Here is a 23,676-nt window from a genome sequence, read left to right as displayed (position 1 = left end):
CCGGTTCATGCATAGGACAGCATGAGCGGGGTAAATCCCGTGGCCTGGGCGGCGCGGACCGTGCGCGCCGGATAGGGTTTCTCCCGATGACAATGTTCCGTTCGCGTACCGCCGTTGCCCTTGCCGCCCTGGCGGTGTTCTCCGTCACCGCCACGCCGGTCATGGCGCATGGCAGGGGTGATTGGGGAAGGGGCGACTGGCGCGGCCATCGCCACTATCGCGGTGGCGGCATCGATGGGGGCGATCTCCTGGCCGGGCTGCTCGTAGTCGGTGGCGTCGCGGCGATCGCATCGGCTGTCAGCAAGGACAAGGCCTCCACGCGCGATGACGAGCCCGAGCCTTATCGCTATCCGGGCGGACCGGCGGGAGCCGAGGGCGCCGGTCACGATGCGGACGACGATGCCGGTTACGGCACTCCTCCCGCCGATGGGCCCGGCGTGGCGCAATATCCGGGCGGGCCGGTAGCCGGACGCGACTATGCCGACGAGCCTGCCGGTGGAGGATCGCTTGGTAGCGCCGTCGATGCCTGCTCGGCCGAACTCGAGCGCAGCGACAAGCGCGTCGACTCGGTGGAATCGGTGCGCCGCATGGGCGAGCGCTACAGTGTCGAAGGGCGCCTTCAGGACGGTCGCCCGTTTGCCTGCAGCGTCGACGACACCGGACATATCCGTTCGGTGGCGGTGGACGGGCACGGCATGATCTGAACGGGAACGCCCGCGCGGTATCGTACTGCGGGGGCGTTGCACTCGGGGTCATTTTCCGGAATATCGACTCTTGATTTGAAATGGCGAACTGCTTGAGCGGTTGCCGATGGTCGTGTCCGATGCTCGCGCGCCGGTGCGGTCGAGAGGAGAGCCGGAAACGTGAGCATCGAGGCTACCCCTGAAACCTCTGGCGCCGATAATTCCGGGGAACTTCCTGGCAAGGCGCAGACTTTTGCGCGCTTCGTCCGCGCCGTGGCGCAGGCCTATGGCGATGCCGTCGCCGTGACGCTGGAAGACGGCGAGGCGACGGTCGCCTCCGTGACGTATGGCGAACTCGACGCACGCTCGGCGCTGCTGGCGCGCGGGTTGCTGGCGCGCGGGATCGGCAAGGGCGCGCGGGTCGGCTTCATCCACGGCAACGGGCCGGACTTCGCGGTGATGCTGGCGGCGGTGAGCCGGATCGGTGCGGTTGCGGTGCCGATCAGCACCATGATCCGCGCCAATGAACTCGTCCGCGTGCTGCGCCAGTCGGACATCCAGGGGCTCGTCGTCCAGCGCTCCATGTTGGGCAAGGACTATGTCGAGCGGGTTCTTGAGGCACTTCCGGAACTGGAAGGGCAGGACAGTGGAGCGCTGCGCCTCGGCCGGGTGCCCTACTTGCGCTGGATCGTCTCGGATGGCGAAGGTCTGCCTGCCTGCGTTGCCTCGCTCGACTGGCTGACCAGGGCGGCGGCAACGGTTGGTGAAGATCTGCTGCGCGAGGTCGAAGCGGAAGTGCACCCGACTGACCAGATGGTCGAGATCTATACCTCCGGCTCGATGGCTTTGCCCAAGGGGGTGCGTCATGCCCACGGCCCCGTCTGCTTCCGCAGCCACACCATGCGCGAGATGATGGGGCATGTTCCCGGCAAGCGGGTGGCCTGCATCCTGCCGATGTTCTGGGTCGGCGGCATGATGATGTACCTCGTACCGGGGCTCGAGGCGGGGGCAACCGTGGTGTGCACCGAGCGCACGCTGTCCAACAGCCGCTTTGCGATGGGCTCGGTGCTTGCCGAGGAAGATCTGGCGGCGATGCGCGGCCCCAAGCCCTGGTGGGGCCTTGGCATGAGCGAGACCCTGGGGCCTTATTCCTGGGGCGACGATTTTCGTGCGCCGGGGCGGCCGGTCTGCGCGCCGATGGACCATTTCGGCCCGGGCTACGAGGTCCGTATCGCCGATGCGGACAACCTCCCGGTCGCGACGGGCGAGGTGGGCGAGATGCAGGTGCGCGGCTATCCTGTCGCGAGCGGCCTCCACAAGATCGAGCGGGCCGAGCATTACACGCCCGACGGCTACTATCGCACCGGCGACATGTGCATGGTGGAGGAGCGTGCGGAGGGCAGCCGGGTCCACTTCGTCGGGCGCGGCGGGGACATGATCAAGGTATCGGGCTCCAACGTGTCGCCCGCCGAAGTGGAGATGGAACTGCAGTCGCTCGACGGGGTCCACACCGCCTACGTGGTCGGCCTGCCCGATCGGGAGCGCGGTGCGCTGCTGGTTGCTGCGGTGATCGCGCGCGAAGGCGCCGAGCCGGACTTCGCCGTCATCGAGACCGAACTGCGGCGGCGGCTCTCCAGCTACAAGGTTCCGCGGGCTTATGTGCCGATGGGCCGCGACGAGGTGCCGCTGCTGCATTCCAACAAGGTGGCCAGGCGCGAACTGGCGCGAATGATGGAAGACCGGCTTGGTCGGAGCCCATGAGAAGCGGCACGAAGTTCGCCTTATTGAACAGGTGTGTCTATTGACGAACCGGGGGCATTGCCCATAGGCCAAGGCAGTTCGAAATATCGAAAGCAGCCATGTCGCGTTCCTCCCCCGGTGTCGCCCGCGTCGCGGCCATCCTCAACTTCATCGCCGACCATCCCGGACAGGCGTTCGCGCTGACGGATCTGGTGCGGGCACTCAAGTTGAGCCGGGCGACCTGCCATGCGCTGCTGACCGGGCTGGTCGACGTCGGTTATCTCTACCGCACGACTGACAAGACTTACGTGCTCGGCCCGGCGCTTGCGGCGATCGGGCGAACGGCGGCGGCGCACTTCTCGCCGCTGCAGGTCGCGCAGCCCGAGATGCGCAGCCTCGCGGACGAATTCGACGTGGTCTGCGGCGCTTACTTCCTCGAAGGCGACGTGATCCACTTGCGCGAGCGTGCGGCCTCGCTCAGCCATATCGGTTATCCGGTCCCGCTGGGCACGCGCATGCCGCTGCGCTGGATTCAGGCGATGACCTTTTTCGCCCGCTCCGCCCGCGACGCCGATGCATGGGTTTCGCGCGCGGATCCGCCGCTGGGGGAGGAGCAACTCGCGCAGTTCCGTGTCGGGCTGGAGTTCGTCCGCACGCATGGCTACGTCGCGCTGCTGCGGCGTCCGGGCAGCGAGGAGGAACTGGGCGTTCGGTCGGGCACCGAAGACCCGCCGGTCGTCCCGTTGCTTGAGGTCGATGCGCAGCGGGTCTATCCGCTCGTGGCGCTGATGGCGCCGATCTACGACAGCCGCAACCGGGTGATGATGGCGCTCGTCATGGCGGGCTTCCACGGCGCGATGAATGGCACGGCGCTGGCGCAGGCCGGTTGGCGACTCGCCGAGGCCAGCGCCCGCATTTCCGGCTTTCTCGCCGGCGGCGGCGAGGACGACTGAATCCTGCGCGGCGGGCTCGTTCGCGCGCTTTGGCAAAATCCTGATAATCAAACACCGCTTGGGCGAGGTTCACTTCGCTTGACCGCGTCTTGCTGTCCGCATATCAATTATCGCGAAAATAAATTCGCGATGTCGAACTTATCGATAATCAGGCATCGCCAGGCGGGAGAGAGGCTGTGTCTGACGTAATCGTTGCCCCGGAAACGCGGGACCTTGCCGAACTTGCCGGACGGCTCGAACGCTGGCTTGGTGGACGGCTACCGGCGGCGAGCGCGATTTCGGTCACGGACCTCGCCTACCCGCGCGGGGCGGGCCAGAGCCACGAGACGATCCTGTTCGACACGCACTGGACCGAGGCTGGGCGTCGGCATACGCAGGGCTGCGTCGTGCGCATCAGGCCGCAGGCCTTCACCGTATTCCCCGACACCCTGTTCGACGAGCAGTACGCGATCATGAAGCTGCTGTCGGACGACGGGCTTGTCCGCGTGGCAAGGCCGCTGTGGTTCGAGGAGGACCCCTCGATCCTCGGCAATCCGTTCTTCGTCATGGAGAAGAAGCAGGGCCGTGTTCCCGTCTCGATCCCGCCCTACGGCCGCGAGGGCTGGCTGCATGATGCCGCGCCGGAGCAACGCCGCCGCTTGTGGCGCAGCGCGGTGGAGCAACTGGCCGCGATCCAGCGGGTGCCGGTGGCCAGGGCGGGGTTTCTCGGCGGCAAGGGTGCCACAGGGCACGGGCTGGTTCAGGAATGGGACAAGTACCAGCGCTTCACCGCCTGGCTCGAGGAAGTCGCGCCGCAGCCGGTGCTGCGCGATGCTCTGGCAAGGCTGGAGGGCGCCTGGCCGGTCCACGATCCGGAAGGGATCGTCTGGGGCGACGCCCGCATCGGCAACATGATGTTCGACGACGACTTCCAGGTCGTCGCGGTGATGGATTGGGAGCAGCCTTCGCTGGGCGGGGCGCTTCACGACCTTGCGTGGTTCTGCACTTTGTCCGAGACGATGCATGGCCGCAACTCGACTTACGGTGGCTGGCTCGAAGGCATGGGCACGCGGGAGGAGACGATCGCGCTGTGGGAGGAGATCAGCGGCAAGTCGGCGGCGGGCCTCGAATGGTACGAGGATTTCACGCACTTCAAGATGACCTGCACCGGCGTGCGCCTCGGGCAGCTCCGCGGCACGGCGATGATGGACGAGGCAGCGATGCGGCGGCGGTTGAAGGTCGCCTAATCGTCCTCGCCGGGGTGGAGGGGCAGGCCAAGCGACCAGTGGATCGCCGCGCCGCGCAGGCCGAACCCGGCGAGCACCGCGATGGCCCAGGTCGTCGGCGCTGACAGGCCGGCGGCGATGCCTCCCGCCGCGACCCCGGCGGCGAGCGCGGCAGCCGTGACGTATAGCTCGGGCCGCATCAGGATCGACGGCTGGCCTGCCAGCACGTCGCGCACGATGCCGCCGATGCAGCCGGTGATCACGCCCATCAGCACGGCCGGAACCGGCGGCACGCCCCAGTGGAGCGCCTTGATCGTGCCGAACACCGCATAGACGGCAAGGCCCAGCGCGTCGGCCCATTCGAGGATGCGGCCGCGCCACCAGCGCACCGGCGTGAACCACGCGAGCAGCGCAACGCCGAGACACACCGGCGCGACCAGCGGATCGTGCACCCAGAACACCGGCGCGCCGATCAGCAGGTCACGCAAGGAGCCGCCGCCGACGCCGGTGATCAGCGCGAAGAAGGCCACCGTCACGAACGTCTGGCGCAGCTGCGCGGCAGCCAGCGCGCCCGTCAGCGCGAAAACGGCGATGCCGAGAAGGTCGAGGGCGGGCGGCAGGGCAGGGGAAGCCGGGATCATGGCTCGCCTCCTAACACGCCGGGCGGTCCTTGACCCATGGCCATTTTATGATACGCACAGGATCATAAAATGGCGGGAGAAACGCACGTGTCCTACGAGACGGCCGACTGGTACACCGACATTTCGCTGGTGGACGATCCGCACGCCTACTTCGACTATCTTCGCACGCAAGGCCCGGTAGTGCGGTTGCCCTATCGGGGGGCGGTGGCGGTGGTCGGCTATGAGGAAACCGTACAGGTCTCGCTCGACACGGAGCATTTCTCTGAGATCAATGGCGTGACCGGCGGCATGGTCGACCTGCCTTTCGTGCCCGAGGGCGACGACATCGGCGACCTGCTGGAGGCGCATCGCAGCCAGATCGCCTTCGCCGACCAGATCGTCTGCGAGCAGGGCGCCCGTCATGCCGATTTGCGCTCGATCCTCTCGCGCCTGTTCACGCCGAGCCGGTTGAAGCAATTGCAGCCCCAGCTTGCGGCGACGGCGGAGGGGTTGATCGACGAGTTCCACCGGGACGGGCGCGTCGACATGGTGCGCCAGTACGGCGGGCCTTACGGGGCCTTGGTGATCTCCGACCTGCTGGGGCTCTCGCAGGCCACGCGGCGTCGGTTCCGCAAGCTGCTGGAAGGCGCCATTCCCGTGCCGATGGACGCCACGCACGAGGAGATGATGAAGAACCCGCTCGTACCGGTGGGCAAGGAGCTGTTCGGGCTCATTGCGCGGCGACGGCTGGCCAATCACCGCCTGATGCGCCCGCTGCGCGCACTGCTGGCGCAGGAGGACATCCTCAACGAACTGGCGAAGGCGACCTTTCCCGATGGCTCCAGACCGTCGCTCGTCGACGTGACCGGGCTCGCGGCATTCCTGTTCGGCGCGGGACAGGACACCACCAACCGCCTGCTCGCGAACGGCTTCAAGGTCATCGCGACGCGGCCCGACATCCAGGCCGAACTGCGGCGCGATCCCGCGCGCATTCCCGACTTCATCGAGGAACTTCTGCGCTACGACGGCTCGGTGAAGAGTGCAGGACGGCTCTGCCGCAAGAGCACCACGCTCGGCGGCGTGGAGATCAAGGCCGGTACACCCATCCTCATGAGCCACATGGCCGCCAATCGCGACCCGTCGCGCTTTCCCGACCCGGGCCGGTTCGACATGGACCGTCCGCGCATCAAGGAGCACCTCGCCTTCGGACGCGGCGCGCATACCTGCATCGGCGCTCCGCTTGCCCGGCGCGAGGTTGCGGTCAGCATCGAACGCCTGCTGGCGCGCATGGGCAACATCCGGCTTTCCGGGGAGCATCACGGCCCCGAAGGCGCACGCAGGTTCGAGTACGAGCCGACATACGTGCTGCGCGCGCTCAAGGCGCTGCACCTGGAGTTCGATCCGCTGTGAGGCCCATCCCGCCCCGAGCTTGTCTCGGGGAGGGGGGCGGATGACCGAGGAGTAAGCGCCCCTCCATCAGCGACTGCTTCGCTGCCACGTCCCCATTGCTTCGCAACTGGGAGGAGGCGCTATACCCGCATCACGACCCGCCCGAACGGATGCCCTTCCGCCACGAAGCGGTGCGCCTCCACCGCATCGGCCAGACCGAACTCCCGCGCGATCGGCATGGCCAGTTCGCCTGCGTGGACTTTGGCGAAGAGGTTGGTCAGCAGCGCATGGACGCGCGGCGTGTGCATGTCGCGGCCGAACGAGATGCCGGTCACCTGCATCGCCTTGCGGATCAGTTCGAAGAACCCGAAGCTGGGCAGCGTGCCTTCCGCCGCGCCGACCACCGCATAACGGCCATGCCCGCGCAGGGCCTCGACGAGCGCGTCCTTGCCCGCCCCGCCAGCGAGGTCGAGCGCAAGGTCCACGCCCTTTCGCGCGGTGATCTCCCTGCAGCGCGCGGCGATGTCCTCGCGCCGGTAGTCGATGCCGTGCGTGAGGCCGAACGGCTCGACCCGGGCGAGGCGTTCGGGGCTGGATGCGGTGCCGATGACGATCGCCCCCGCCTGCGATGCAAGCTGCACGGCGGCAAGCCCGACGCCGCCTGCCGCGCCCTGGACCAGCACGGTTTCGCCCGCAGCCAATCCTCCGTAAGTGAACAGCGCGTCGTAGGCCGTCCCGAAGGCGATCGGCACCACTGCGGCAAGGGCGAGGTCCATGTCCTCCGGCACCGGATAGGCGTAAGTCTCGGGCACCGCGAACAGTTCGGCGTGGCTGCCGTTCCAGTTGAAGCCGACGACGCGGTCTCCGGGGGCGAAGCGCGTCACTTCGGCGCCCACCGCCGCGACCGTGCCCGCCGCTTGATAGCCGGGCACGAAAGGTGTGCGGACGGGCGGCGTGTGGATGCGATTGAGCAGGTCGCCGCCTTCGATCGAGATCACTTCGACCCGGATGAGTACGGTTCGCGGACCGACCTGCGGATCGGGCTGCTCGCCGAAGTGCATGACCTCGGGGCCGCCGTTCTCGTTGTACCAGACTGCCTTCATCGCGCTCTCCCGTGTCTTGTCGGCTTCTCCTGCCAGTTGGGACGCATGGGGCGCATCTGGTCAATCGGAGAGGGCCGGAACCGCTGCGAGGGTCAAATGAGGCGCGTCACGGTGTGAAACGGAAGTAGGCCATGACCCGCGCGCCATAGTGGCGGTCGGTCCAGCGCGAGAGCGGATCGACCTCGTCCTTCCCGATCGAAGTGCCGGAATAGCGCAGCCCCACTGCATAGTTGGCCTCGGTGTACTCAGCCCCGACATGGTGATCGAGGTAGTCACCGCCCGGCCGAAGGCGTGCCGCGCGCGGATCACCGTTGGAGGAGCCGCTGGTGTGGCCCACCCCGCCGTAAAGCGTCACCGGCGTGCCGGGGATACTCGCCGAAAGCTGGGCGTCGAGATAGAGGTTGCTGCCGCCGATGGCGTCTTGCGAGGGCGCGAAGGCCGCGCCCAGCACCAGTTGCGCGGGGCCAAGGGTGCGGGCGACCTCGCCGGTGAGCTCGACATAGCTGGTGCCCGATCGGCCCACGAAGAGATTGCCGCGCACTCCGGCGGAAAAATCCCATGGCCCGCCGTGGACGGTGTAGCGCGGCGCGACCGTCATACCGAGATCGGCGCCGCCATGGCGCGCGGCATCGCGCAGGGTCACCGCATCCAGGTCGACCCCGAGGTCGTAGGTCACCGGCACCGAGGCCGAGATGCCGAGGGCCGCCTTGCCGTCGCTACCGCTCAGGCCCCGCTCGCGATGGTCGGTTTCGGCTTCGAAGGAGACGGTGCCGCCTGTGGACTGCGCATGGGCGCCGGAATAAACGAGGCCGCCGCAGATCGCGACGGCCAGACTGAGAATATATCGCATCCGATTGATCTAGCACTCTTTCCTGTGAGTGTCCGTCAGTTCGCGGCGAAGTGATGCGCGGCGTCGATGGCGGCAAGGGCATGTTCGCGATCGGCGCTGGCGGTCTTCGCGAGATGCGCGGTGATGGCGGGTCCCCTGTCGTCTACGAGCCGGGCAAGCTGGGCATCGCGGTTGCGGCAGTCGCCGGGCAACTGGCGGGTGAAGGTCTCCTTGCCGGGCAGCGTGGCGGTCAGCGCGTGGCCGCCATCGGCGATGACGCGATCGACCGAGACGCTCGCGGTCATGACGCAGCGCTGCGTGCTCTGGCGCGCGGGCGGGGCAATGCCGATGGTGCGCATGCTGGTCTCGACGCGGGCGCGGTAGTCGATGCTGTAAGTGCTGCCACGGTGATCAAGGTTCACGCTATGGACCGGCGCGGCAGTCGAGGCAGCGGCAGCGGCGAAAGCGGCGAGGGCGATCAGGCTCATGGTTCCTCCCAATAAAATGCCTAAATATTAGGCAATAATGCACAATCCTTGTGCAATCGGAGGTAGGCGGCAATTGCTGCCCGCTTGTTGCCGAACGGTGATGATGTCTGTTCAGCGCTTTACGGTGATCGAAGCTGTGCCGTCCGCCCAGACCGGCAGGTAGAGCCCGCGCCCCGCCGCCTGGATGCGCCCGGTGCGGGTGCGGGTTACCTCGGCGCGAATGACGAGGTCGCCTTCGCGCTTGTCCTCTATCGCGCGGCCGATCTTGCCGAGGAGCTTGCCGTAGTCGTTCTCGAAATTCTGTGCCAGCGCGTTTGCGATCGTCGCGCTCATGCCCGGCGTATTGGCGAGGCGCAGGATGAGGTCACCGCCGCGCATGTCGGTGGTGCCGCTGACTTCGAACTGCTCGAAGCCGATCTGGCGCGAGTCCTCGGCATTGATGGGCACGCCGGTCATCCAGACGGTGCCTTTGGTCGCGCCCAGCTTGCCCGCCTCGTCGCGCGCGGTGAAATCGATGCCGACGGCGATGCGTCCGCCGGTGGTGCCGTAGATCGTGGCCTTGTGGAAGTCCGTGCGCACCGGGCCAACGCCGGGCACCGCGAAGGGGTGAGCGGAGCGCTTGCGCAGGGCCTTCATCAATACCGGTTCCAGTTCGTGATAATCGGCGACGACGGGGATGAAGAAGGCGAGGCGCCCCGCTTGCGCTTCCAGCGGCTTGACCGGCGGCAGCGGGCTCGGCGCGGGATCTTCGGGGCGGCGTCCGACGAAAGTTTCGGTCACCGCTTTCACGCCGAGGCGCAGCAGCATGCGTTTGCCGTCGAGTTCGTAGCCGCCGTACTGCAGTTCGGTGGGCTTCACGCGCATCCACACCGGCGGGTTCTCACGATTGAGCGACAGGGTGGTGAAGGCCGAATTCCACGCCTGCTCGACCTGGCGGCGCAGTTGCAGGCGGCCGAGCTGACCGGGCAGTTCGCGCTCCAGCTTGGCGATCACCGGTGCGAGCTTGCGGTCAGCCTTTTCGGTGAAGTCGATACGCTGGCCTAGGAACTCCGCATGCGGCGAGTTGGTCCAGTCGTAGCGGATGTCGACGGTGCCGCGCGGCGTCCAGTCGTCGGCGAGGGTGATGCGCACGGTGGCTTCCGCCACGGCGTCGGCAGTGGCGGTCTCGCGCTTGAGCATGCCGCCGATGTCCTCGGCGCGCAGGACGGCGTGGAGCGGCATCGTCAGGCGGATTTCCTTGCCGCGCCCTGCGAAGGTCATCGGGCCGCGGGTGACGTCCCCGACGATCCGGCACTTGAGCGCCGGGGTCTTGAGGGTGGTGATGCCGAGATCGACCTGCTTCGATTTCACGCAGGTCTGGCCCGGCTTGTCGATGGTCCAGAGGGTGCGGGGTATCTCCCGGTCGAGCGCGGCGGCGAGTTCGGTGAGGTCCGCCGTGACCGGGACGGTGATGAGCGAGGCCTGCGGCTCGATCCGGATCTCGTCGTGGGCGCGCGGCGGCGGCCGGAAGCGTTCGCGCTTGCAGGCGGTGAGTGCGAGGGTGCCCGCCAGAACCGGCAGGATAATGCGCAAGGCCATGCGTGGAACGCCCCGTGGAACCATAGTCGCGGAGAAAGTCGCGAGGGGCGGGTGCGGTTCCAGCGAGGCTATCGTTGGCAGGCTTGTGCGAGTGCGGCGATGGCGATTTCGGGCGCGCCCAGTACCTCGCGGGCGGGGATACGGATGAGGGCGATGCCGTGTTCGCGCAGCCAGGCATCGCGGTGCAGGTCGTGCTCGGGGTTCTAGCCCATGTCGTGAACCGCGCCGTCGATTTCGATGCCGGTCTTTGCGGAGGGGCAGTAGAAGTCGAGCACGTAGGGGCCGATCGGATGCTGGCGGCGGAACTTCAGGCCCATGGGAGAGCGGCGCAGGTGTTGCCAAAGGATGACTTCAGGTGGCGCCATTGCGCGGCGCAGTTTTCGCGCCCGGCGGATCGTCTGGATTGGCGGCATGTCGTACCCCTCCACCACCGACTGCGTCGGCGGTCCCCCTCCCCATTGCTACGCAACAGGGAGGATAGGAAGTTAGAATGCTGAAATCCTCCCTGTCCCGCAGGGATGGGGAGGGGGACCGCCCGCGTAGCGGGCGGTGGAGGGGGCCTAAGCACAAACGAAAAAGGCCGGCGCTTTCGCACCGGCCCCTTCGTTCAGCCTGATGGGCAAGATCACATGTGGATCGGCTTGCCCGTGACGGCCATCGCCGCTTCCTTGATCGCTTCCGAGTGGGTCGGGTGCGCGTGACAGGTATAGGCGATGTCTTCCGAGGTCGCGCCGAATTCCATGGCCTGCGCGGCCTGTGCGATCATCGTGCCCGCCACCGAGGCGATGCACCACACGCCGAGTACGCGGTCGGTCTCGGCGTCGGCGATGACCTTCACGAAGCCGTCGGGTTCGTGGTTGGTCTTGGCGCGCGAGTTCGCCAGCATCGGGAACTTGCCGACCTTCACCGCGCCGCGTTCCTTGGCGGCTTCTTCGGTCAGGCCCACGCCCGCGATCTCGGGCTGGGTGTAGACCACGCCGGGGATGACGTCGTGGTTCACGATGCCCGTCAGGCCCGCAATGTTCTCGGCCACGGCGATGCCTTCGTCCTCGGCCTTGTGCGCGAGCATCGGGCCGGGGATCACGTCGCCGATCGCCCAGACGCCGTCCACCTTGGTGGCGAAGTCGTGGTCGGTCTCGATCTGGTTGCGCGCGTTCAGCTCAAGGCCGATGTTGCCGAGGCCCAGGCCCTCGGTGTTCGGACGGCGACCGATCGAGACGAGGACGACGTCGGCCTCGATCACTTCGGCGTCACCGCCCTTGGCAGGCTCGACGGTGACCTTGGCGCTCTTGCCCTCGACGGTGACGCCGGTGACCTTGGTGCCGAGCTTGAGGGCCATGCCCTGCTTCTTGAAGATCTTGGACGCTTCCTTGCGCACGTCCATGTCCATGCCCGGAAGCAGTTGGTCGAGGAATTCGACCACGGTGACTTCCGCGCCGAGACGACGCCACACCGAGCCCAGTTCCAGGCCGATCACGCCGCCGCCGATGACGACCATCTTCTTCGGCACCGACGCCAGTTCCAGCGCGCCGGTCGAGTCAACCACCACGCCGCCTTCGTTGTCGATCTCGACGCCCGGGAGCGGGGTGACCGACGAGCCGGTGGCGATGACGATGTTCTTGGCGGTCACGGTCTTGCCCGCAACCTCGACGCTGTGCGCGTCCTTGAACTGGGCGTAGCCCTTCAGCCAGTCGACCTTGTTCTTCTTGAACAGGAACTCGATGCCGCCGGTCAGGCCCTTGATCGCGTCGAGGCGCTGGCCCTGCATGGTGGGCAGGTCGAGTTCGGGGGTCACCTTGATGCCCATCGCCGCCATCGCGCCGCCCTTGGCCGCCTCGAAGTATTCCGAAGCGTGGAGCAGGGCCTTCGAGGGGATGCAGCCCACGTTGAGGCAGGTGCCGCCCAGCGTCTCGCGCCCTTCGGCGCAGGCGGTCTTCAGGCCCAGCTGCGCCGCGCGGATCGCCGCGACATAACCGCCGGGGCCGGCACCGATGACAAGGACGTCGTAGTCGTAATCAGCCATTTGTTAGGCCTTTCGTCGCGCTTGGGCTTCGACAAGCTCAGCCTGAGCGGGAATTGGTATTCAGTCAATTGAACCCACGCACCCTGAGCTTGTCGAAAGGTGTGTGGACCTTGCACTACCCCCGCTCACCCTGAGCTTGTCGAAGGGCGAGCGGGAGGCAGGGCGCAACCTCAGAGGTCGATCAGCAGACGGGTGGGGTCTTCGATCGCTTCCTTGATGGTCTTGAGCGCGGTGACTGCCTCGCGGCCGTCGATCAGGCGGTGGTCGTAGGACAGCGCGATGTACATCATCGGGCGGATCACGATCTCGCCGTTACGGACCACGGCGCGGTCTTCGATGCGGTGGAGGCCCAGCACCGCCGACTGCGGCGGGTTGATGATCGGGGTGGACATCAGGCCACCGAACACACCACCGTTCGAGATGGTGAAGGTGCCGCCGGCCATGTCGGCCATGGTCAGCGTGCCTTCCTTGGCCTTCTTGCCGAAGTTCGCGATGGCCTTCTCGATGCCGGCGAAGCCCAGCTTGTCGCAGTCCTTGACGACCGGGACGACGAGGCCGTTCGGAGCCGAGACCGCGATCGAGATGTCGACGTAGTCGTGGTAGACGATCTGGTCGCCGTCGATCTGCGCGTTGACGGCCGGAATGTCCTTGAGCGCCAGGACCGAAGCCTTGGCGAAGAACGACATGAAGCCCAGCTTGATGCCGTGCTTCTTCTGGAACACGTCCTTGTACTTCTCACGCGCTTCGATGACGGCCGACATGTCGACGTCGTTGAAAGTGGTGAGCAGCGCTGCGTTGTCCTGCGCGGACTTGAGGCGCTTGGCGATCGTCTGGCGCAGGCGCGTCATCTTCACGCGCTCTTCACCGCGTGCTGCGGGAGCAGCGGCAGCAGCCGGGACCGAGGCGGTAGGCGCCGAGGCGGCGGGCTTGTTCTTGGCGGCTTCGAGGACGTCGTCCTTGGTGATGCGGCCGTCCTTGCCGGTGCCCTTGATCGACGCGGGGTCGATGCCGTGCTCCAGGATCGCGCGGCGCACGGCCGGCGAGAGGACCGAGGCACCAGCCGAGGCGTCTTCAGCTGCCGGGGCGGGCGAGGGAGCGGGGGCGACGGCTGCAGCGGGAGCCGGAGCAGCGGCGGGGGCAGCAGCCGGAGCCGCAGCGGCGCCCGAGCCTGCCTCGATCGTGGCGATCAGCGCTCCGACGACGACGGTGTCGCCTTCGGCAACGAGCTGCTGGCCCATGGTGCCCGCGTGGGGCGCCATGACGTCGATCGCGACCTTGTCGGTCTCGAGGCTGGCGATGGGCTCGTCAGCGGCGACGGCTTCGCCGGGCTGCTTCAGCCACTGGCCGATGGTGGCTTCGGCGACGGATTCCCCAAGGACGGGGACCTTGACTTCGGTGGTCATGATTTATCTCAAGCCTTCTGCTTGCGACGGAGTTCGGAACGGACGGAAAGATGCAGCGCGTCGGCGACCAGCGCCGCCTGTTCGGCGGTGTGGCGCTTGGCGAGACCGGTAGCCGGGGAGGCCGAGGCCGAGCGACCCGCATAACGCGGACGCGGAGCCTTGACGCCAGCCTCGACGGCGGCGGCTTCGACCAGCGGTTCGACGAAGAACCAGGAGCCGTTGTTCTTGGGCTCTTCCTGGCACCAGACGACTTCCTCGAGGTTCGGCATCTTCGACAGACGCTTGGCCAGCGGTTCGCCCGGGAAGGGGTAGATCTGCTCCACGCGGATGATCTGCGTGTCGTCGATCTCGGCCGCGTCGCGCGCTTCGAGCAGGTCGTAGAAGACCTTGCCCGAACACAGCACGACCTTCTTGGTCGCCTCGTCGGCCGAACCGTTGGGATCGGACAGCAGGCGCTTGAAGCTGCCTTCCAGGAAGTCCTTGGCCGACGACTTCGCCAGCGGATGGCGGAGCAGCGACTTCGGGCTCATGATGACCAGCGGCTTGCGGAACGGACGATGCATCTGGCGGCGAAGCACGTGGAAGTAGTTCGCCGGGGTGGTGATGTTGCAGACCTGGATGTTGTCCTGCGCGCAGAGTTGCAGGTAACGTTCCAGACGGGCCGACGAATGCTCGGGGCCTTGCCCTTCGTAACCGTGCGGCAACAGCATGACGAGGCCGTTTGCGCGCAGCCACTTGGACTCCGCCGATGCGACGTACTGGTCGATGATGATCTGCGCGCCGTTGGCGAAGTCACCGAACTGCGCTTCCCACAGGACGAGGGTCTTGGGGTCGGCGCTGGCGAAGCCGTACTCGAAGCCGAGCACGCCGTATTCCGACAGCGTCGAGTTCAGAACCTCGAAGCGGCCGTGCGGCAGCGTGGTCAGCGGGGTGTACTTGTGCTCGTCCTTCTGGTCGACCCAGACCGAGTGGCGCTGCGAGAAGGTGCCGCGTTCGCAGTCCTGACCGGACAGACGCACGCCGTAGCCTTCCGAGACGAGGCTGCCGAAGGCGAGCGCCTCCGCCGTGGCCCAGTCGAAGCCGTCACCGGCCTTGAACATCTCTTCCTTGGCGGCGAGCACGCGGGCGAGCGTCTTGTGGACGGTGAGGTCCGCAGGAACGGTCGTCAGGGTGCGGCCGAGGCTTTCGAACAGCTTGGGCTCGATCTGCGTGTCGACGTTGCGGCGCGCGGTCTCCGGATCGGCAGGCTTGTGGAAGCCGCTCCACTGGCCCGAGAACCAGTCGGCCTGGTTGGACTTGTAGGTCTTGGCCGCCTCGAACTGCTCTTCCAGATGCGCGGTGAAGGCCGCTTCGGTCTGGGGCAGGAAGGTGTCGTCGATGACGCCTTCCGCCTTCAGCTTGTCCGAATAGATCTTCGAGACTGCCGGGTGCTGGCGGATCTTCGCGTACATCAGCGGCTGCGTGAAGCCCGGCTCGTCGCCTTCGTTGTGGCCGAAGCGGCGGTAGCACCACATGTCGATCACGATGTCCCGGCCGAAGGTCTGGCGGTAGTCGATCGCCAGCTTGCAGGCGAAGGTCACCGCTGCCGGATCGTCACCGTTGACGTGCAGGATCGGCGCCTGGACGCCCTTGGCGACGTCCGAGGGGTACGGCGAGTTGCGCGCGAACTGCGGGCTCGTCGTGAAGCCGATCTGGTTGTTGATGATAAAGTGGACGCAGCCGCCGGTGTTGTAGCCCTTCACGCCCGAGAGGCCGAAGCACTCCCAGATGATGCCCTGGCCTGCGAAGGCGGCGTCACCGTGGATGAGGACCGGCAGCACCTGCTTGTGCCGCGCGCCGGGGCCGACGTCGTCGCCGATGTCGTCCGCGATCTGCTGGTAGGCGCGGACCTTGCCGAGCACGACCGGATCGACGGTTTCGAGGTGCGAGGGGTTCGGCATCAGGCTCATGTGAACCTTGGTGCCGTCGAACTCGCGGTCCGTAGAAGTGCCGAGGTGGTACTTCACGTCGCCCGAGCCGCCCACGTCCTCGGGGTTGGCGGTGCCGCCCGAGAATTCGTGGAAGATCACCTTGTAGGGCTTGGCCATCACGTTCGCGAGAACGTTCAGGCGGCCGCGGTGAGCCATGCCGTAGACGATTTCCTTCACGCCGAGCTGGCCGCCGTACTTGATCACCGCCTCGAGGGCGGGGATCATCGACTCGCCGCCGTCCAGGCCGAAGCGCTTGGTGCCGACGTACTTCTTGCCGAGGAACTTCTCGTACTGCTCGCCGCGCACGACGGCCGAGAGGATCGCCTTCTTGCCTTCCGGCGTGAACTCGATCTCCTTGTCGGCGCCTTCCATGCGGTCCTGGAGGAAGCGACGCTCCTCGGTGTCCGCGATGTGCATGTATTCGAGGCCGACCTTGCCGCAGTAGTTGGCGCGCAGGATCTGCACCAGCTCGCGCACGGTCGTCCACTCGAGACCCAGCGCGCCGCCGACGTAGACCTTGCGGTCCTGCGCGGCACCGGCGAAGCCGTGGTACTCGGGGGTGAGGTCGGCAGGCAGCTTGCGCTGGTTGAGGCCGAGCGGGTCGAGGTCCGCCGCGAGGTGACCGCGCACGCGATAGGTGCGGATAAGCATCATTGCGCGGATTGCGTCGGCCGCCGCTTCGTCTATGCGGGACTGGTCGATCGGGGCGCTGCCGCCCTTTGCCGCAGCCTTCTTGATCTCGGCCTTCAGGACGGTGGGATCAAGTCCCTGCGTCCAGTCGTCCTCGGCATCGCCGCCGACGAGGGGCCAGTTGCCGCGCTGCCAGCTGGGACCGGCCTGGACTTCGTCCAAAGCCGCATCCGGGGTGAAATCGAAACTCTCGTCGCCCATAGGAATCACCTATCGCCACGCCCGGACAGGGTTGTCCGGCGTCGTCTGAGTTGGCGGGCTGACGGATTTTCCGGGGAGGGAGGGCCGCTAGTCCGCTGGGTACTTACGCAGGGACCGGATGCCCCTTGCGCGTCATGGTAAGCGCCCCGGGGCGGCGGGAGTTTCCGAAGAACCCGCCGCCCCGTTGCACCTATAGTGTCAGGCGAAAGCCTTGATGGCTTCCACCAGCGTCTCGCCGAGGAGCGAGGGGCTGGCCGAAACCTTGATGCCGGCTTCTTCCATCGCCGCGATCTTTTCCTCGGCGCCGCCCTGGCCGCCCGAGACGATCGCGCCTGCGTGGCCCATGCGGCGGCCCGGAGGAGCCGTGCGGCCGGCGATGAAGCCCGCCATCGGCTTCCGGCGCCCGCGCTTGGCTTCGTCCTTGAGGAACTGAGCGGCTTCTTCTTCGGCCGAACCACCGATTTCGCCGATCATGATGATCGACTTGGTGGCTTCGTCCGCGAGGAACAGCTCGAGCATGTCGATGAAGTTGGTGCCGTTGACCGGGTCGCCGCCGATGCCGACAGCCGTGGTCTGGCCGAGGCCTGCCGCGGTGGTCTGGAACACGGCTTCATAGGTCAGCGTGCCCGAGCGCGAGACGACGCCGACCGAACCCTGCGAGAAGATCGAACCGGGCATGATGCCGATCTTGCACTCGTTGGGGGTCAGGACGCCGGGGCAGTTCGGGCCGATCAGGCGCGACTTCGAGCCGGTGAGGGCGCGCTTCACGGGCACCATGTCGAGGACGGGGATGCCCTCGGTGATGCAGATGATCAGTTCCATCTCGGCGTCGATCGCCTCGAGGATGGCGTCGGCGGCACCGAACGGCGGCACGTAGACGCACGATGCGGTGGCGCCGGTGGCCGCCTTGGCTTCGTGGACCGAGTTGTACTGGGGCAGGCCGATATGGGTCTGGCCGCCCTTGCCGGGGGTCACGCCCGCAACCATCTGCGTGCCGTAGTCGAGCGCGGCCTGGGTGTGGAAGCTGCCGGTCGCGCCGGTCATGCCCTGGGTGATGACCTTGGTGTTCTTGTTAACGAGGATCGACATTACGGCTCCTATGAGAAGTCGAAATCTTTAAATTTCGGACGTGACTTACTGTTTCGGTCGGACAGTGCGGCAATTGTACCGCGTAAATTACTTTCGACCTCACGGATGCAGGTCTGGCAGAAGGGGACTTGCCTCGTGTGATCGAAGCTAGTCCCCTGCATTTCCCTCACTCTTTGATTGGGAATGTGAAAAACGACGCTGTCGTTGTCCGCTGTAGGCGAAACGGTCAACAAGATCGTAAATTGCGGACTTTTTCCGCAAGTCACACACTCATCGTGAGGGAAGACGCTCATGCAAGCGTGCCGTCGATGCCCTTGCAGGCAACCAGCAGTTCCTTGACCGCGTCGACCGAAACCTGGAGGTTCGACTTCGCTTCGTCGTCCAGAGCGATCTCGACGACTTCCTCGACGCCGTTCGCGCCGATCACTGCGGGCACGCCGACGTAGAGGCCGTCAACGCCGTACTGGCCATCGACATAAGCCGCGACGGGCAGGATGCGCTTCTGGTCGTTGAGGTAGGCTTCGGCCATGGCGATGCCCGAGGCGGCCGGAGCGTAGAAGGCCGAGCCGGTCTTCAGCAGGCCGACGATCTCGCCGCCGCCCGAACGGGTGCGCTGCACGATCGCGTCGATCTTTTCCTGGGTGGTGCGGCCCATCTTGATGAGGTCCGGAACCGGGATGCCGTTGACGGTCGAGTACTGCACGACCGGGACCATGGTGTCACCGTGGCCGCCGAGCACGAAAGTGTTCACGTCGCGGATCGAGACGCCGAATTCCCATGCGAGGAAGGTCGAGAAGCGGGCCGAGTCCAGAACGCCGGCCATGCCGACGACCTTGTTGTGCGGCAAGCCCGAGAATTCGCGCAGCGCCCAGACCATCGCGTCGAGCGGGTTGGTGATGCAGATCACGAAAGCGTCGGGTGCGTTGGCGGCGATGCCTTCGCCGACCGACTTCATCACCTTGAGGTTGATGCCGAGCAGGTCGTCGCGGCTCATACCGGGCTTGCGGGCGACACCGGCGGTGACGATGATGACGTCTGCACCGGCAATGTCGGCATAGTCGTTGGTGCCGGTGATCTTGGCGTCGAAGCCTTCGACCGGGCCGCACTGCGAGAGGTCGAGAGCCTTGCCCTGCGGCAGACCTTCAGCGACGTCGAACAGGACGATGTCGCCCAGTTCCTTCTGCGCCGCGAGGTGCGCCAGAGTGCCGCCGATGTTGCCGGCGCCGATGAGGGCAATCTTCTTACGAGCCATGATCCGTTCGTGTCCTTCCCGAGGGCGGGATTTCTCGGACTTCAAGGCGGCCTGCGCTAATCCCGCAAATGGCAGGTGCCGGTGTTTGCGGGGCAGGCCCTACGCCCCTTGTCAGGGCATTGCAACCGGCAAAGGGGTGTTTGCGGAACCTTTTATCTGATAATAGTTCGCAATTGCAATAAAGGGGGTAAATTGGCGGAAAATCGCCTGTTTGTTCACCTGTCGGCAATGTTGCGAAAGGGTTGAGCGGCGCTGGGGATGGTATCGAACGGGGATATGGCGAGCGCAAGTCGCTTTGGGTGCGACTCGTCGAAACTCTCATCCTCCCTGTCGCGAAGCGATGGGGAGGGGGGCCGCCGACGCAGTCGGTGGTGGAGGGGGATCGCAACCCACCCCTCCGTCAGTCGCTTCGCGACTGCCACCTCCCCATCGCTGCGCGACAGGGAGGATTAAGCGTTCAACTCGCGAGGCGTTTTGCCAGAGCGGCGGCCATGCGGCGGTCGAGATGGCGGCAGATGCCGAGCCAGCGGGCGCGTGCGGCGGTGTCGCCGCGTTCATGGGCGGCCTCGGCCTCGACACGGGCCTGTTCGGCGGCAGAGAGGCCGTGCCGTGCGAAATGCATGAGGGCTTCGGCAATGCCGGCGTCGATCTCGGCGGCAGGCTTGCTCTCGATGGAGCGCAGGCTGGGGCGCGGGAGAAGGGGGGCGTTGTCGTTGACCGCGCCCAGCGGCGCGCCGGTGCAGAGCACTCCGGCAATGGCCGGCATCGTCCCGTTCATGGCGGCGGCGAAGCGGATGGTCATGGGCGGGTAGTCTCTCTTCTTGGTGGGTGTCGACGGATCAACCCTCTACCCCGGCAGCGATGAACCCATCATGCAGGGATGTGGTTTCTCAAGTCTTGACGATACCACCTAGGGACATTCCCCGGGTGTCTCCGTTGCAATCGATTATCTTCAATTTGCGGGCTGGGCGATCCAGCGGCCGGAGTTCGCGTACTCGGCCTTGACCCCTTGCGAACCCGGCAGATTCCGGGCGGTATAGAGCGAATCCCCGCCACGCTGCTGCACTTCGCTGGAGTAGGCCGGGCTGGGCTGGGCGGGCGCGATCGGGTTGGTCGCCTGCGCGACGGGCTCTGCCCTTGCGGGCTGGGCCGTGCCGAATGCGCGCTGGACTGCGAGCGGGTCCAGCGCCGCTGCAGCGGCGGCGGCATCGGCGCTGTCGTCATGGCGGTGCGGAGCGGCCATCGGCTCGCCGCCGAGGTAGGCAAAGTGGAACGTCGCGGCGCTGCCCGCCGCGCCGCGCAGCGCGTAGAAGCGGTGCGCGCCGATGGTGGACAGGTAATGCAGGCTCGGCGCCCAGTACGGATTTACCTGAACCGTATGATAGTGCGTGGCGAGGCCGACGGGTGTGTAGACGTATCCCGCGAGGGCTTGCCGCGCGACGTTCTCGGCGCGCTCCCAGAACATGCGCTGGGGGCGGCGGGCGAGCGAGCCATCGCAGGTGAACGAGAACTGGCAGCCTGTCGAACGCTCGGAACCTTCGTAGACGACGCCGCAGACGGTCTTGGGATAGGCCGGGTGCGCCATGCGGTTGAGCACGACCTGTGCCACCGCGCGCTGGCCTGCGTCGGGCTCGCTGGCGGCTTCGTAGTAGATCGCGGCGGTCATGCACTGCAGGGCGCGGGTGCGGTCCACGCCGGAGTTGTCGATGTAGATCGGCCGCGCGGTCGGGAGCGGGCCGGAGACGCTGTCGTCGGCATCGGAGCGGATGCCTTCGCCGACCTGCAGCGGGGCCTTCTCGGCTTCGAGGTAGTAGAAGGCCGAGCCGGGGAAGCTGGCGCCCGCCTGCTCGAAAGGCATCGGCAGCGCTTCGGCATCGGGCCGCGCGGCGTCGGCGATGGCGAAGCTGTCCCATCCCTCCGGCGCGGCGAAGGCGGGAAGGGCGACGGCGGCAAGGGCGGTGACCGCGAAAGTCCAGCGGCGGCGCAGGACGACCGGGCGGTGCCCGATAGAGCGGGCGCGGCGCGGGTAGCGGCCGACGAAATCGCGCGGGCGTTCGAATGGAGCGCTCTGCGAATCCATCACCGGCGCCGGGGCGGCGTGTGGTCCGGGACTGGATGGGGCAGGGCTCACTCGGTTCCTTTCGGCCGCAATTCGGCAGCACCGGCCTAGCCTGTGTCCGGTGCGTGTGCATCCGGGCATTCCGGGCCGTCCCGTTGCGGTACAGCCACGCTCTGTACGCTTAAGGGCTTAAGATTTTGCGAGAGAGACGCCTGCGCTTGCCAACCCCTGTATGCCGCACTATCCGCGCGGTTACGTCATGGGTTGCCCGCAAGGGCCTAAGAGGGAAGCCGGGTGCGAATACCGGCGCTGCCCCCGCAACTGTGACCGGGGAGGCCGCCTCCACCATGCCACTGGCCCGTATGAGGGCCGGGAAGGCGGATGGCGCGACTGACGATCCGGGAGCCAGGAGACCTGCCCGAGACGGTCGTTCCGCAGCCGGACGGGGTTCTTCCGGATGCAGCGAGTGTGACGCGCCATGAGGAAGGCGCGCATGCCTCCGCCGTGAACGGCACAAGCACGTTCAAAGGTTCGGAGGACATATGAAGTATCTGTTTCTGCTCGGCACCGCGCTTGCGGTGAGCGCGCCTGCGATGGCGCAAGACGTTGTCGAGACTAACGCTGCCCGGTTGCCGGAAAACGAGCGTACAAACATCACCGTCACCGCCACGCGCGAGCCTACTCCGATCACCCAGGTCGGCCAGTCGGTCAGCGTCGTCACCCGCGACGAGATCGAGCGCACGCAGGCGACCACCGCGACCGACGTGCTCGCGCGCATCCCCGGCGTTTCGACCGTACAGTCGGGCGGCTTCGGCCAGCCCGCGAGCGTCTTCGTGCGCGGCGCCGAGAACGCGCAGTCGCTGGTGCTGATCGACGGTGTGCGCATCAACGATCCCGGCGACGTCGGCGGCGGCTTCGACTTCGGCGCGCTGCCGATCGGCCAGTTCGACCGCGTCGAGGTCGTGCGCGGTTCCTCGGGCGTGCTGTGGGGCAGCCGCGCGGTGGGCGGCGTCATCAACTTCATCACCGCCCGCCCGACCGAGCAGTGGACCGCGCGCGGCCAGGCCGAGTATGGCTGGCGCGACCGCAAGCAGGCGAGCGTCTCGGCGGCGGGTCTCGTCGGCCCGGTCGGCCTGACGCTGGGCGGCAACTGGCTCAAGGGCGACGGCTTCTCGGCCTTCAACGAGCGCCGCGGCGCCACCGAGAAGGACGGCTTCGAGAGCAAGAGCGCCAATGCCCGCGCCTCGATCGAGTTCGCGCCCGGCCTCTCGGCCGATGCGGGAGGCTTCTACACCAAGGCGAACTACGACTACGACAACACCGGCGCCGATGCCCTCAACGTGGGGCTCAAGCGCGATACGCTGGGTTATGCGAACTTGCGCTATGCGGGCCTCGACGGAAGGCTGAACGCACGCGTCGGCTATGGCATCAACGACACGCGCCGCATCTCCGACGACGCCGTCTTCGGCCCCTACACCACCAACGGCCGCACCGAGCGCTTCGAGGGCCAGGTCAGCTTCGCGCCCATCGAGCAGGCGAGCGTGCTGGTCGGCGGCGAGACCGAGAAGCAGAAGTTCGACGACAACTACGGATCGAAGGATTCGACAACCATCGACAGCCTGTTCGGCAACCTGACGCTGCGCCCGCTTTCCGGGCTGACGCTGAACGGCGGCTTGCGCTACGATGACAACTCGGACTTCGGCGACCGCACGACCTTCGCCGCCAACGGCGCCTGGGTGATCGGCGGCGGCGACAGCGCCCCGGTGCTGCGCGCCAGCTATGGCGAGGGCTTCAAGGCGCCGTCGCTCTACCAGCTCTACACCAATGCCGGCTTCCGCGCGCTCGACCCCGAGACGTCGAAGAGCTGGGATGTGGGCATCGAGCAGCCTTTCGCGGAAGGCACCGGGCGCTTCACGGTGACCTATTTCGACCGCAAGACGAAGAACCTGATCGACTACGACCTTGCAAACTGGAACTATTACAACGTCGGCCGGTCGCGGGCGCAGGGCGTGGAACTGGGAATGCAGGTGACGAACTGGCAGGGCTTCGACGTGAACCTTGCCTATACCTACCTCGATGCCACCAACGAGGACACCGGTGCGCGGCTGGCGCGTCGGCCGAAAAGCAACCTCTACGCCAGCATCGACAAGGCCTGGGCGGTCGGCCTGAAGCTGGGCGCGGACCTGCGGGTCGGCGGCGGGCGCTACGACGACACCGCGAACACGCAGTATGTCGACGGCAATGTGGTGGTGGGCTTGCGCGGCGCCTTTGCAGTGACGCAGAACGTCGAGGTCTATGGCCGCATCGAGAACCTGTTCGACGAGCATTACGAAGTGGTGCGCACTTACGGCACGCCGGGGCGCTCGGCTTATGCCGGCATTCGCGTGAAGATGTGACGAGG

General features: G+C 66.7%; 19 protein-coding genes and 1 riboswitch. Of the genes, 6 read left to right on the top strand and 13 right to left on the bottom strand.

Features of this window, described 5'->3' with window-relative positions; genetic code table 11:
• The first annotated feature begins 86 nt into the window (after nucleotides 1–86).
• The 4 genes from ACODRZ_RS20335 (at nucleotide 87) to ACODRZ_RS20320 (ending at nucleotide 4,602) form a co-directional block, all read left to right on the top strand.
• Nucleotides 87–704, top strand: a complete 618-nt coding sequence (locus ACODRZ_RS20335) for a hypothetical protein (protein WP_488972254.1) — start codon at nucleotides 87–89, stop codon at nucleotides 702–704.
• A 159-nt stretch (nucleotides 705–863) separates the two neighbouring features.
• A complete protein-coding gene (locus ACODRZ_RS20330) occupies nucleotides 864–2,444 on the top strand; it encodes a class I adenylate-forming enzyme family protein (protein ID WP_488972253.1) in 1,581 nt (526 codons plus the stop codon).
• A 98-nt stretch (nucleotides 2,445–2,542) separates the two neighbouring features.
• A complete protein-coding gene (locus ACODRZ_RS20325) occupies nucleotides 2,543–3,376 on the top strand; it encodes an IclR family transcriptional regulator (RefSeq protein ID WP_488972252.1) in 834 nt (277 codons plus the stop codon).
• Between the two features lie 176 nt (nucleotides 3,377–3,552).
• On the top strand, nucleotides 3,553–4,602 hold the full coding sequence (locus ACODRZ_RS20320; protein WP_488972251.1) for a phosphotransferase family protein: 1,050 nt from the start codon (nucleotides 3,553–3,555) through the stop codon (nucleotides 4,600–4,602).
• On the opposite strand, the gene ACODRZ_RS20315 is transcribed toward ACODRZ_RS20320, so the two are convergent.
• A complete protein-coding gene (locus ACODRZ_RS20315) occupies nucleotides 4,599–5,222 on the bottom strand; it encodes a trimeric intracellular cation channel family protein (protein ID WP_488972250.1) in 624 nt (207 codons plus the stop codon). The two genes, ACODRZ_RS20320 and ACODRZ_RS20315, sit on opposite strands and share 4 nt — an antisense overlap.
• A gap of 69 nt (nucleotides 5,223–5,291) precedes the next feature.
• Here ACODRZ_RS20315 and ACODRZ_RS20310 point away from each other — a divergent pair, with 69 nt between their 5' ends.
• On the top strand, nucleotides 5,292–6,611 hold the full coding sequence (locus ACODRZ_RS20310; RefSeq protein ID WP_488972249.1) for a cytochrome P450: 1,320 nt from the start codon (nucleotides 5,292–5,294) through the stop codon (nucleotides 6,609–6,611).
• A gap of 119 nt (nucleotides 6,612–6,730) precedes the next feature.
• On the opposite strand, the gene ACODRZ_RS20305 is transcribed toward ACODRZ_RS20310, so the two are convergent.
• From ACODRZ_RS20305 to ACODRZ_RS20250, 12 genes are all read right to left on the bottom strand, one after another.
• The gene (locus ACODRZ_RS20305) at nucleotides 6,731–7,693 is read right to left on the bottom strand and encodes a quinone oxidoreductase family protein (protein WP_488972248.1); all 963 of its coding nucleotides are present in this window, start codon (nucleotides 7,691–7,693) and stop codon (nucleotides 6,731–6,733) included.
• 106 nt (nucleotides 7,694–7,799) lie between these two features.
• Nucleotides 7,800–8,543, bottom strand: coding sequence for a TorF family putative porin (locus ACODRZ_RS20300; protein WP_488972247.1), 744 nt, complete (start codon nucleotides 8,541–8,543; stop codon nucleotides 7,800–7,802).
• A 35-nt stretch (nucleotides 8,544–8,578) separates the two neighbouring features.
• Nucleotides 8,579–9,010, bottom strand: coding sequence for a hypothetical protein (locus tag ACODRZ_RS20295; protein WP_488972246.1), 432 nt, complete (start codon nucleotides 9,008–9,010; stop codon nucleotides 8,579–8,581).
• A 111-nt stretch (nucleotides 9,011–9,121) separates the two neighbouring features.
• Nucleotides 9,122–10,588, bottom strand: coding sequence for a DUF4403 family protein (locus ACODRZ_RS20290; protein WP_488972245.1), 1,467 nt, complete (start codon nucleotides 10,586–10,588; stop codon nucleotides 9,122–9,124).
• A gap of 203 nt (nucleotides 10,589–10,791) precedes the next feature.
• A complete protein-coding gene (locus tag ACODRZ_RS20285; protein WP_488972244.1) occupies nucleotides 10,792–11,001 on the bottom strand; it encodes an endonuclease domain-containing protein in 210 nt (69 codons plus the stop codon).
• A gap of 212 nt (nucleotides 11,002–11,213) precedes the next feature.
• The gene (gene lpdA, locus ACODRZ_RS20280; protein ID WP_488972243.1) at nucleotides 11,214–12,611 is read right to left on the bottom strand and encodes a dihydrolipoyl dehydrogenase; all 1,398 of its coding nucleotides are present in this window, start codon (nucleotides 12,609–12,611) and stop codon (nucleotides 11,214–11,216) included.
• A 170-nt stretch (nucleotides 12,612–12,781) separates the two neighbouring features.
• Nucleotides 12,782–14,014: a 2-oxoglutarate dehydrogenase complex dihydrolipoyllysine-residue succinyltransferase gene (gene odhB / locus ACODRZ_RS20275; protein ID WP_488972242.1), complete on the bottom strand. Its 1,233-nt coding sequence runs from the start codon at nucleotides 14,012–14,014 to the stop codon at nucleotides 12,782–12,784.
• Between the two features lie 8 nt (nucleotides 14,015–14,022).
• Nucleotides 14,023–16,875 (bottom strand): 2-oxoglutarate dehydrogenase E1 component, encoded by a 2,853-nt coding sequence (locus ACODRZ_RS20270; RefSeq protein ID WP_488972241.1) that lies wholly within the window; start codon nucleotides 16,873–16,875, stop codon nucleotides 14,023–14,025.
• Between the two features lie 198 nt (nucleotides 16,876–17,073).
• Nucleotides 17,074–17,964 carry a succinate--CoA ligase subunit alpha gene (gene sucD, locus ACODRZ_RS20265; RefSeq protein WP_488972240.1) on the bottom strand — a complete coding sequence of 297 codons (891 nt, stop codon included), beginning with the start codon at nucleotides 17,962–17,964 and terminating at the stop codon, nucleotides 17,074–17,076.
• 289 nt (nucleotides 17,965–18,253) lie between these two features.
• Nucleotides 18,254–19,216: a malate dehydrogenase gene (gene mdh, locus ACODRZ_RS20260; RefSeq protein ID WP_488972239.1), complete on the bottom strand. Its 963-nt coding sequence runs from the start codon at nucleotides 19,214–19,216 to the stop codon at nucleotides 18,254–18,256.
• A gap of 457 nt (nucleotides 19,217–19,673) precedes the next feature.
• Nucleotides 19,674–20,018, bottom strand: coding sequence for a hypothetical protein (locus ACODRZ_RS20255; RefSeq protein WP_488972238.1), 345 nt, complete (start codon nucleotides 20,016–20,018; stop codon nucleotides 19,674–19,676).
• Nucleotides 20,019–20,168: 150 nt separating this feature from the next.
• Nucleotides 20,169–21,296 (bottom strand): cell wall hydrolase, encoded by a 1,128-nt coding sequence (locus tag ACODRZ_RS20250; RefSeq protein ID WP_488972237.1) that lies wholly within the window; start codon nucleotides 21,294–21,296, stop codon nucleotides 20,169–20,171.
• Nucleotides 21,297–21,519: 223 nt separating this feature from the next.
• Nucleotides 21,520–21,711, top strand: a riboswitch (cobalamin riboswitch).
• 106 nt (nucleotides 21,712–21,817) lie between these two features.
• Between ACODRZ_RS20250 and ACODRZ_RS20245 the strand changes: the two genes are divergently transcribed.
• A complete protein-coding gene (locus tag ACODRZ_RS20245) occupies nucleotides 21,818–23,671 on the top strand; it encodes a TonB-dependent receptor plug domain-containing protein (protein ID WP_488972236.1) in 1,854 nt (617 codons plus the stop codon).
• The last annotated feature ends 5 nt before the right edge of the window (nucleotides 23,672–23,676 follow it).

The sequence above is a fragment of the Novosphingobium sp. FG90 genome, from assembly GCF_057808725.1.
This window is presented reverse-complemented; position numbering and strand designations above follow the sequence as displayed.

Excerpts from the sequence above, each read along its gene's own strand:
- ACODRZ_RS20315 (WP_488972250.1), bottom strand. The coding sequence starts at position 5,222 with ATGATCCCGGCTTCCCCTGCCCTGCCGCCCGCCCTCGACCTTCTCGGC.
- ACODRZ_RS20270 (WP_488972241.1), bottom strand. The coding sequence starts at position 16,875 with ATGGGCGACGAGAGTTTCGATTTCACCCCGGATGCGGCTTTGGACGAA.
- ACODRZ_RS20310 (WP_488972249.1), top strand. The coding sequence starts at position 5,292 with ATGGCGGGAGAAACGCACGTGTCCTACGAGACGGCCGACTGGTACACC.
- ACODRZ_RS20295 (WP_488972246.1), bottom strand. The coding sequence starts at position 9,010 with ATGAGCCTGATCGCCCTCGCCGCTTTCGCCGCTGCCGCTGCCTCGACT.
- mdh (WP_488972239.1), bottom strand. The coding sequence starts at position 19,216 with ATGGCTCGTAAGAAGATTGCCCTCATCGGCGCCGGCAACATCGGCGGC.
- odhB (WP_488972242.1), bottom strand. The coding sequence starts at position 14,014 with ATGACCACCGAAGTCAAGGTCCCCGTCCTTGGGGAATCCGTCGCCGAA.
- ACODRZ_RS20285 (WP_488972244.1), bottom strand. The coding sequence starts at position 11,001 with ATGCCGCCAATCCAGACGATCCGCCGGGCGCGAAAACTGCGCCGCGCA.
- ACODRZ_RS20245 (WP_488972236.1), top strand. The coding sequence starts at position 21,818 with ATGAAGTATCTGTTTCTGCTCGGCACCGCGCTTGCGGTGAGCGCGCCT.
- ACODRZ_RS20250 (WP_488972237.1), bottom strand. The coding sequence starts at position 21,296 with ATGGATTCGCAGAGCGCTCCATTCGAACGCCCGCGCGATTTCGTCGGC.
- sucD (WP_488972240.1), bottom strand. The coding sequence starts at position 17,964 with ATGTCGATCCTCGTTAACAAGAACACCAAGGTCATCACCCAGGGCATG.
- ACODRZ_RS20305 (WP_488972248.1), bottom strand. The coding sequence starts at position 7,693 with ATGAAGGCAGTCTGGTACAACGAGAACGGCGGCCCCGAGGTCATGCAC.
- ACODRZ_RS20300 (WP_488972247.1), bottom strand. The coding sequence starts at position 8,543 with ATGCGATATATTCTCAGTCTGGCCGTCGCGATCTGCGGCGGCCTCGTT.
- ACODRZ_RS20290 (WP_488972245.1), bottom strand. The coding sequence starts at position 10,588 with ATGGCCTTGCGCATTATCCTGCCGGTTCTGGCGGGCACCCTCGCACTC.
- lpdA (WP_488972243.1), bottom strand. The coding sequence starts at position 12,611 with ATGGCTGATTACGACTACGACGTCCTTGTCATCGGTGCCGGCCCCGGC.
- ACODRZ_RS20325 (WP_488972252.1), top strand. The coding sequence starts at position 2,543 with ATGTCGCGTTCCTCCCCCGGTGTCGCCCGCGTCGCGGCCATCCTCAAC.
- ACODRZ_RS20255 (WP_488972238.1), bottom strand. The coding sequence starts at position 20,018 with ATGACCATCCGCTTCGCCGCCGCCATGAACGGGACGATGCCGGCCATT.
- ACODRZ_RS20335 (WP_488972254.1), top strand. The coding sequence starts at position 87 with ATGACAATGTTCCGTTCGCGTACCGCCGTTGCCCTTGCCGCCCTGGCG.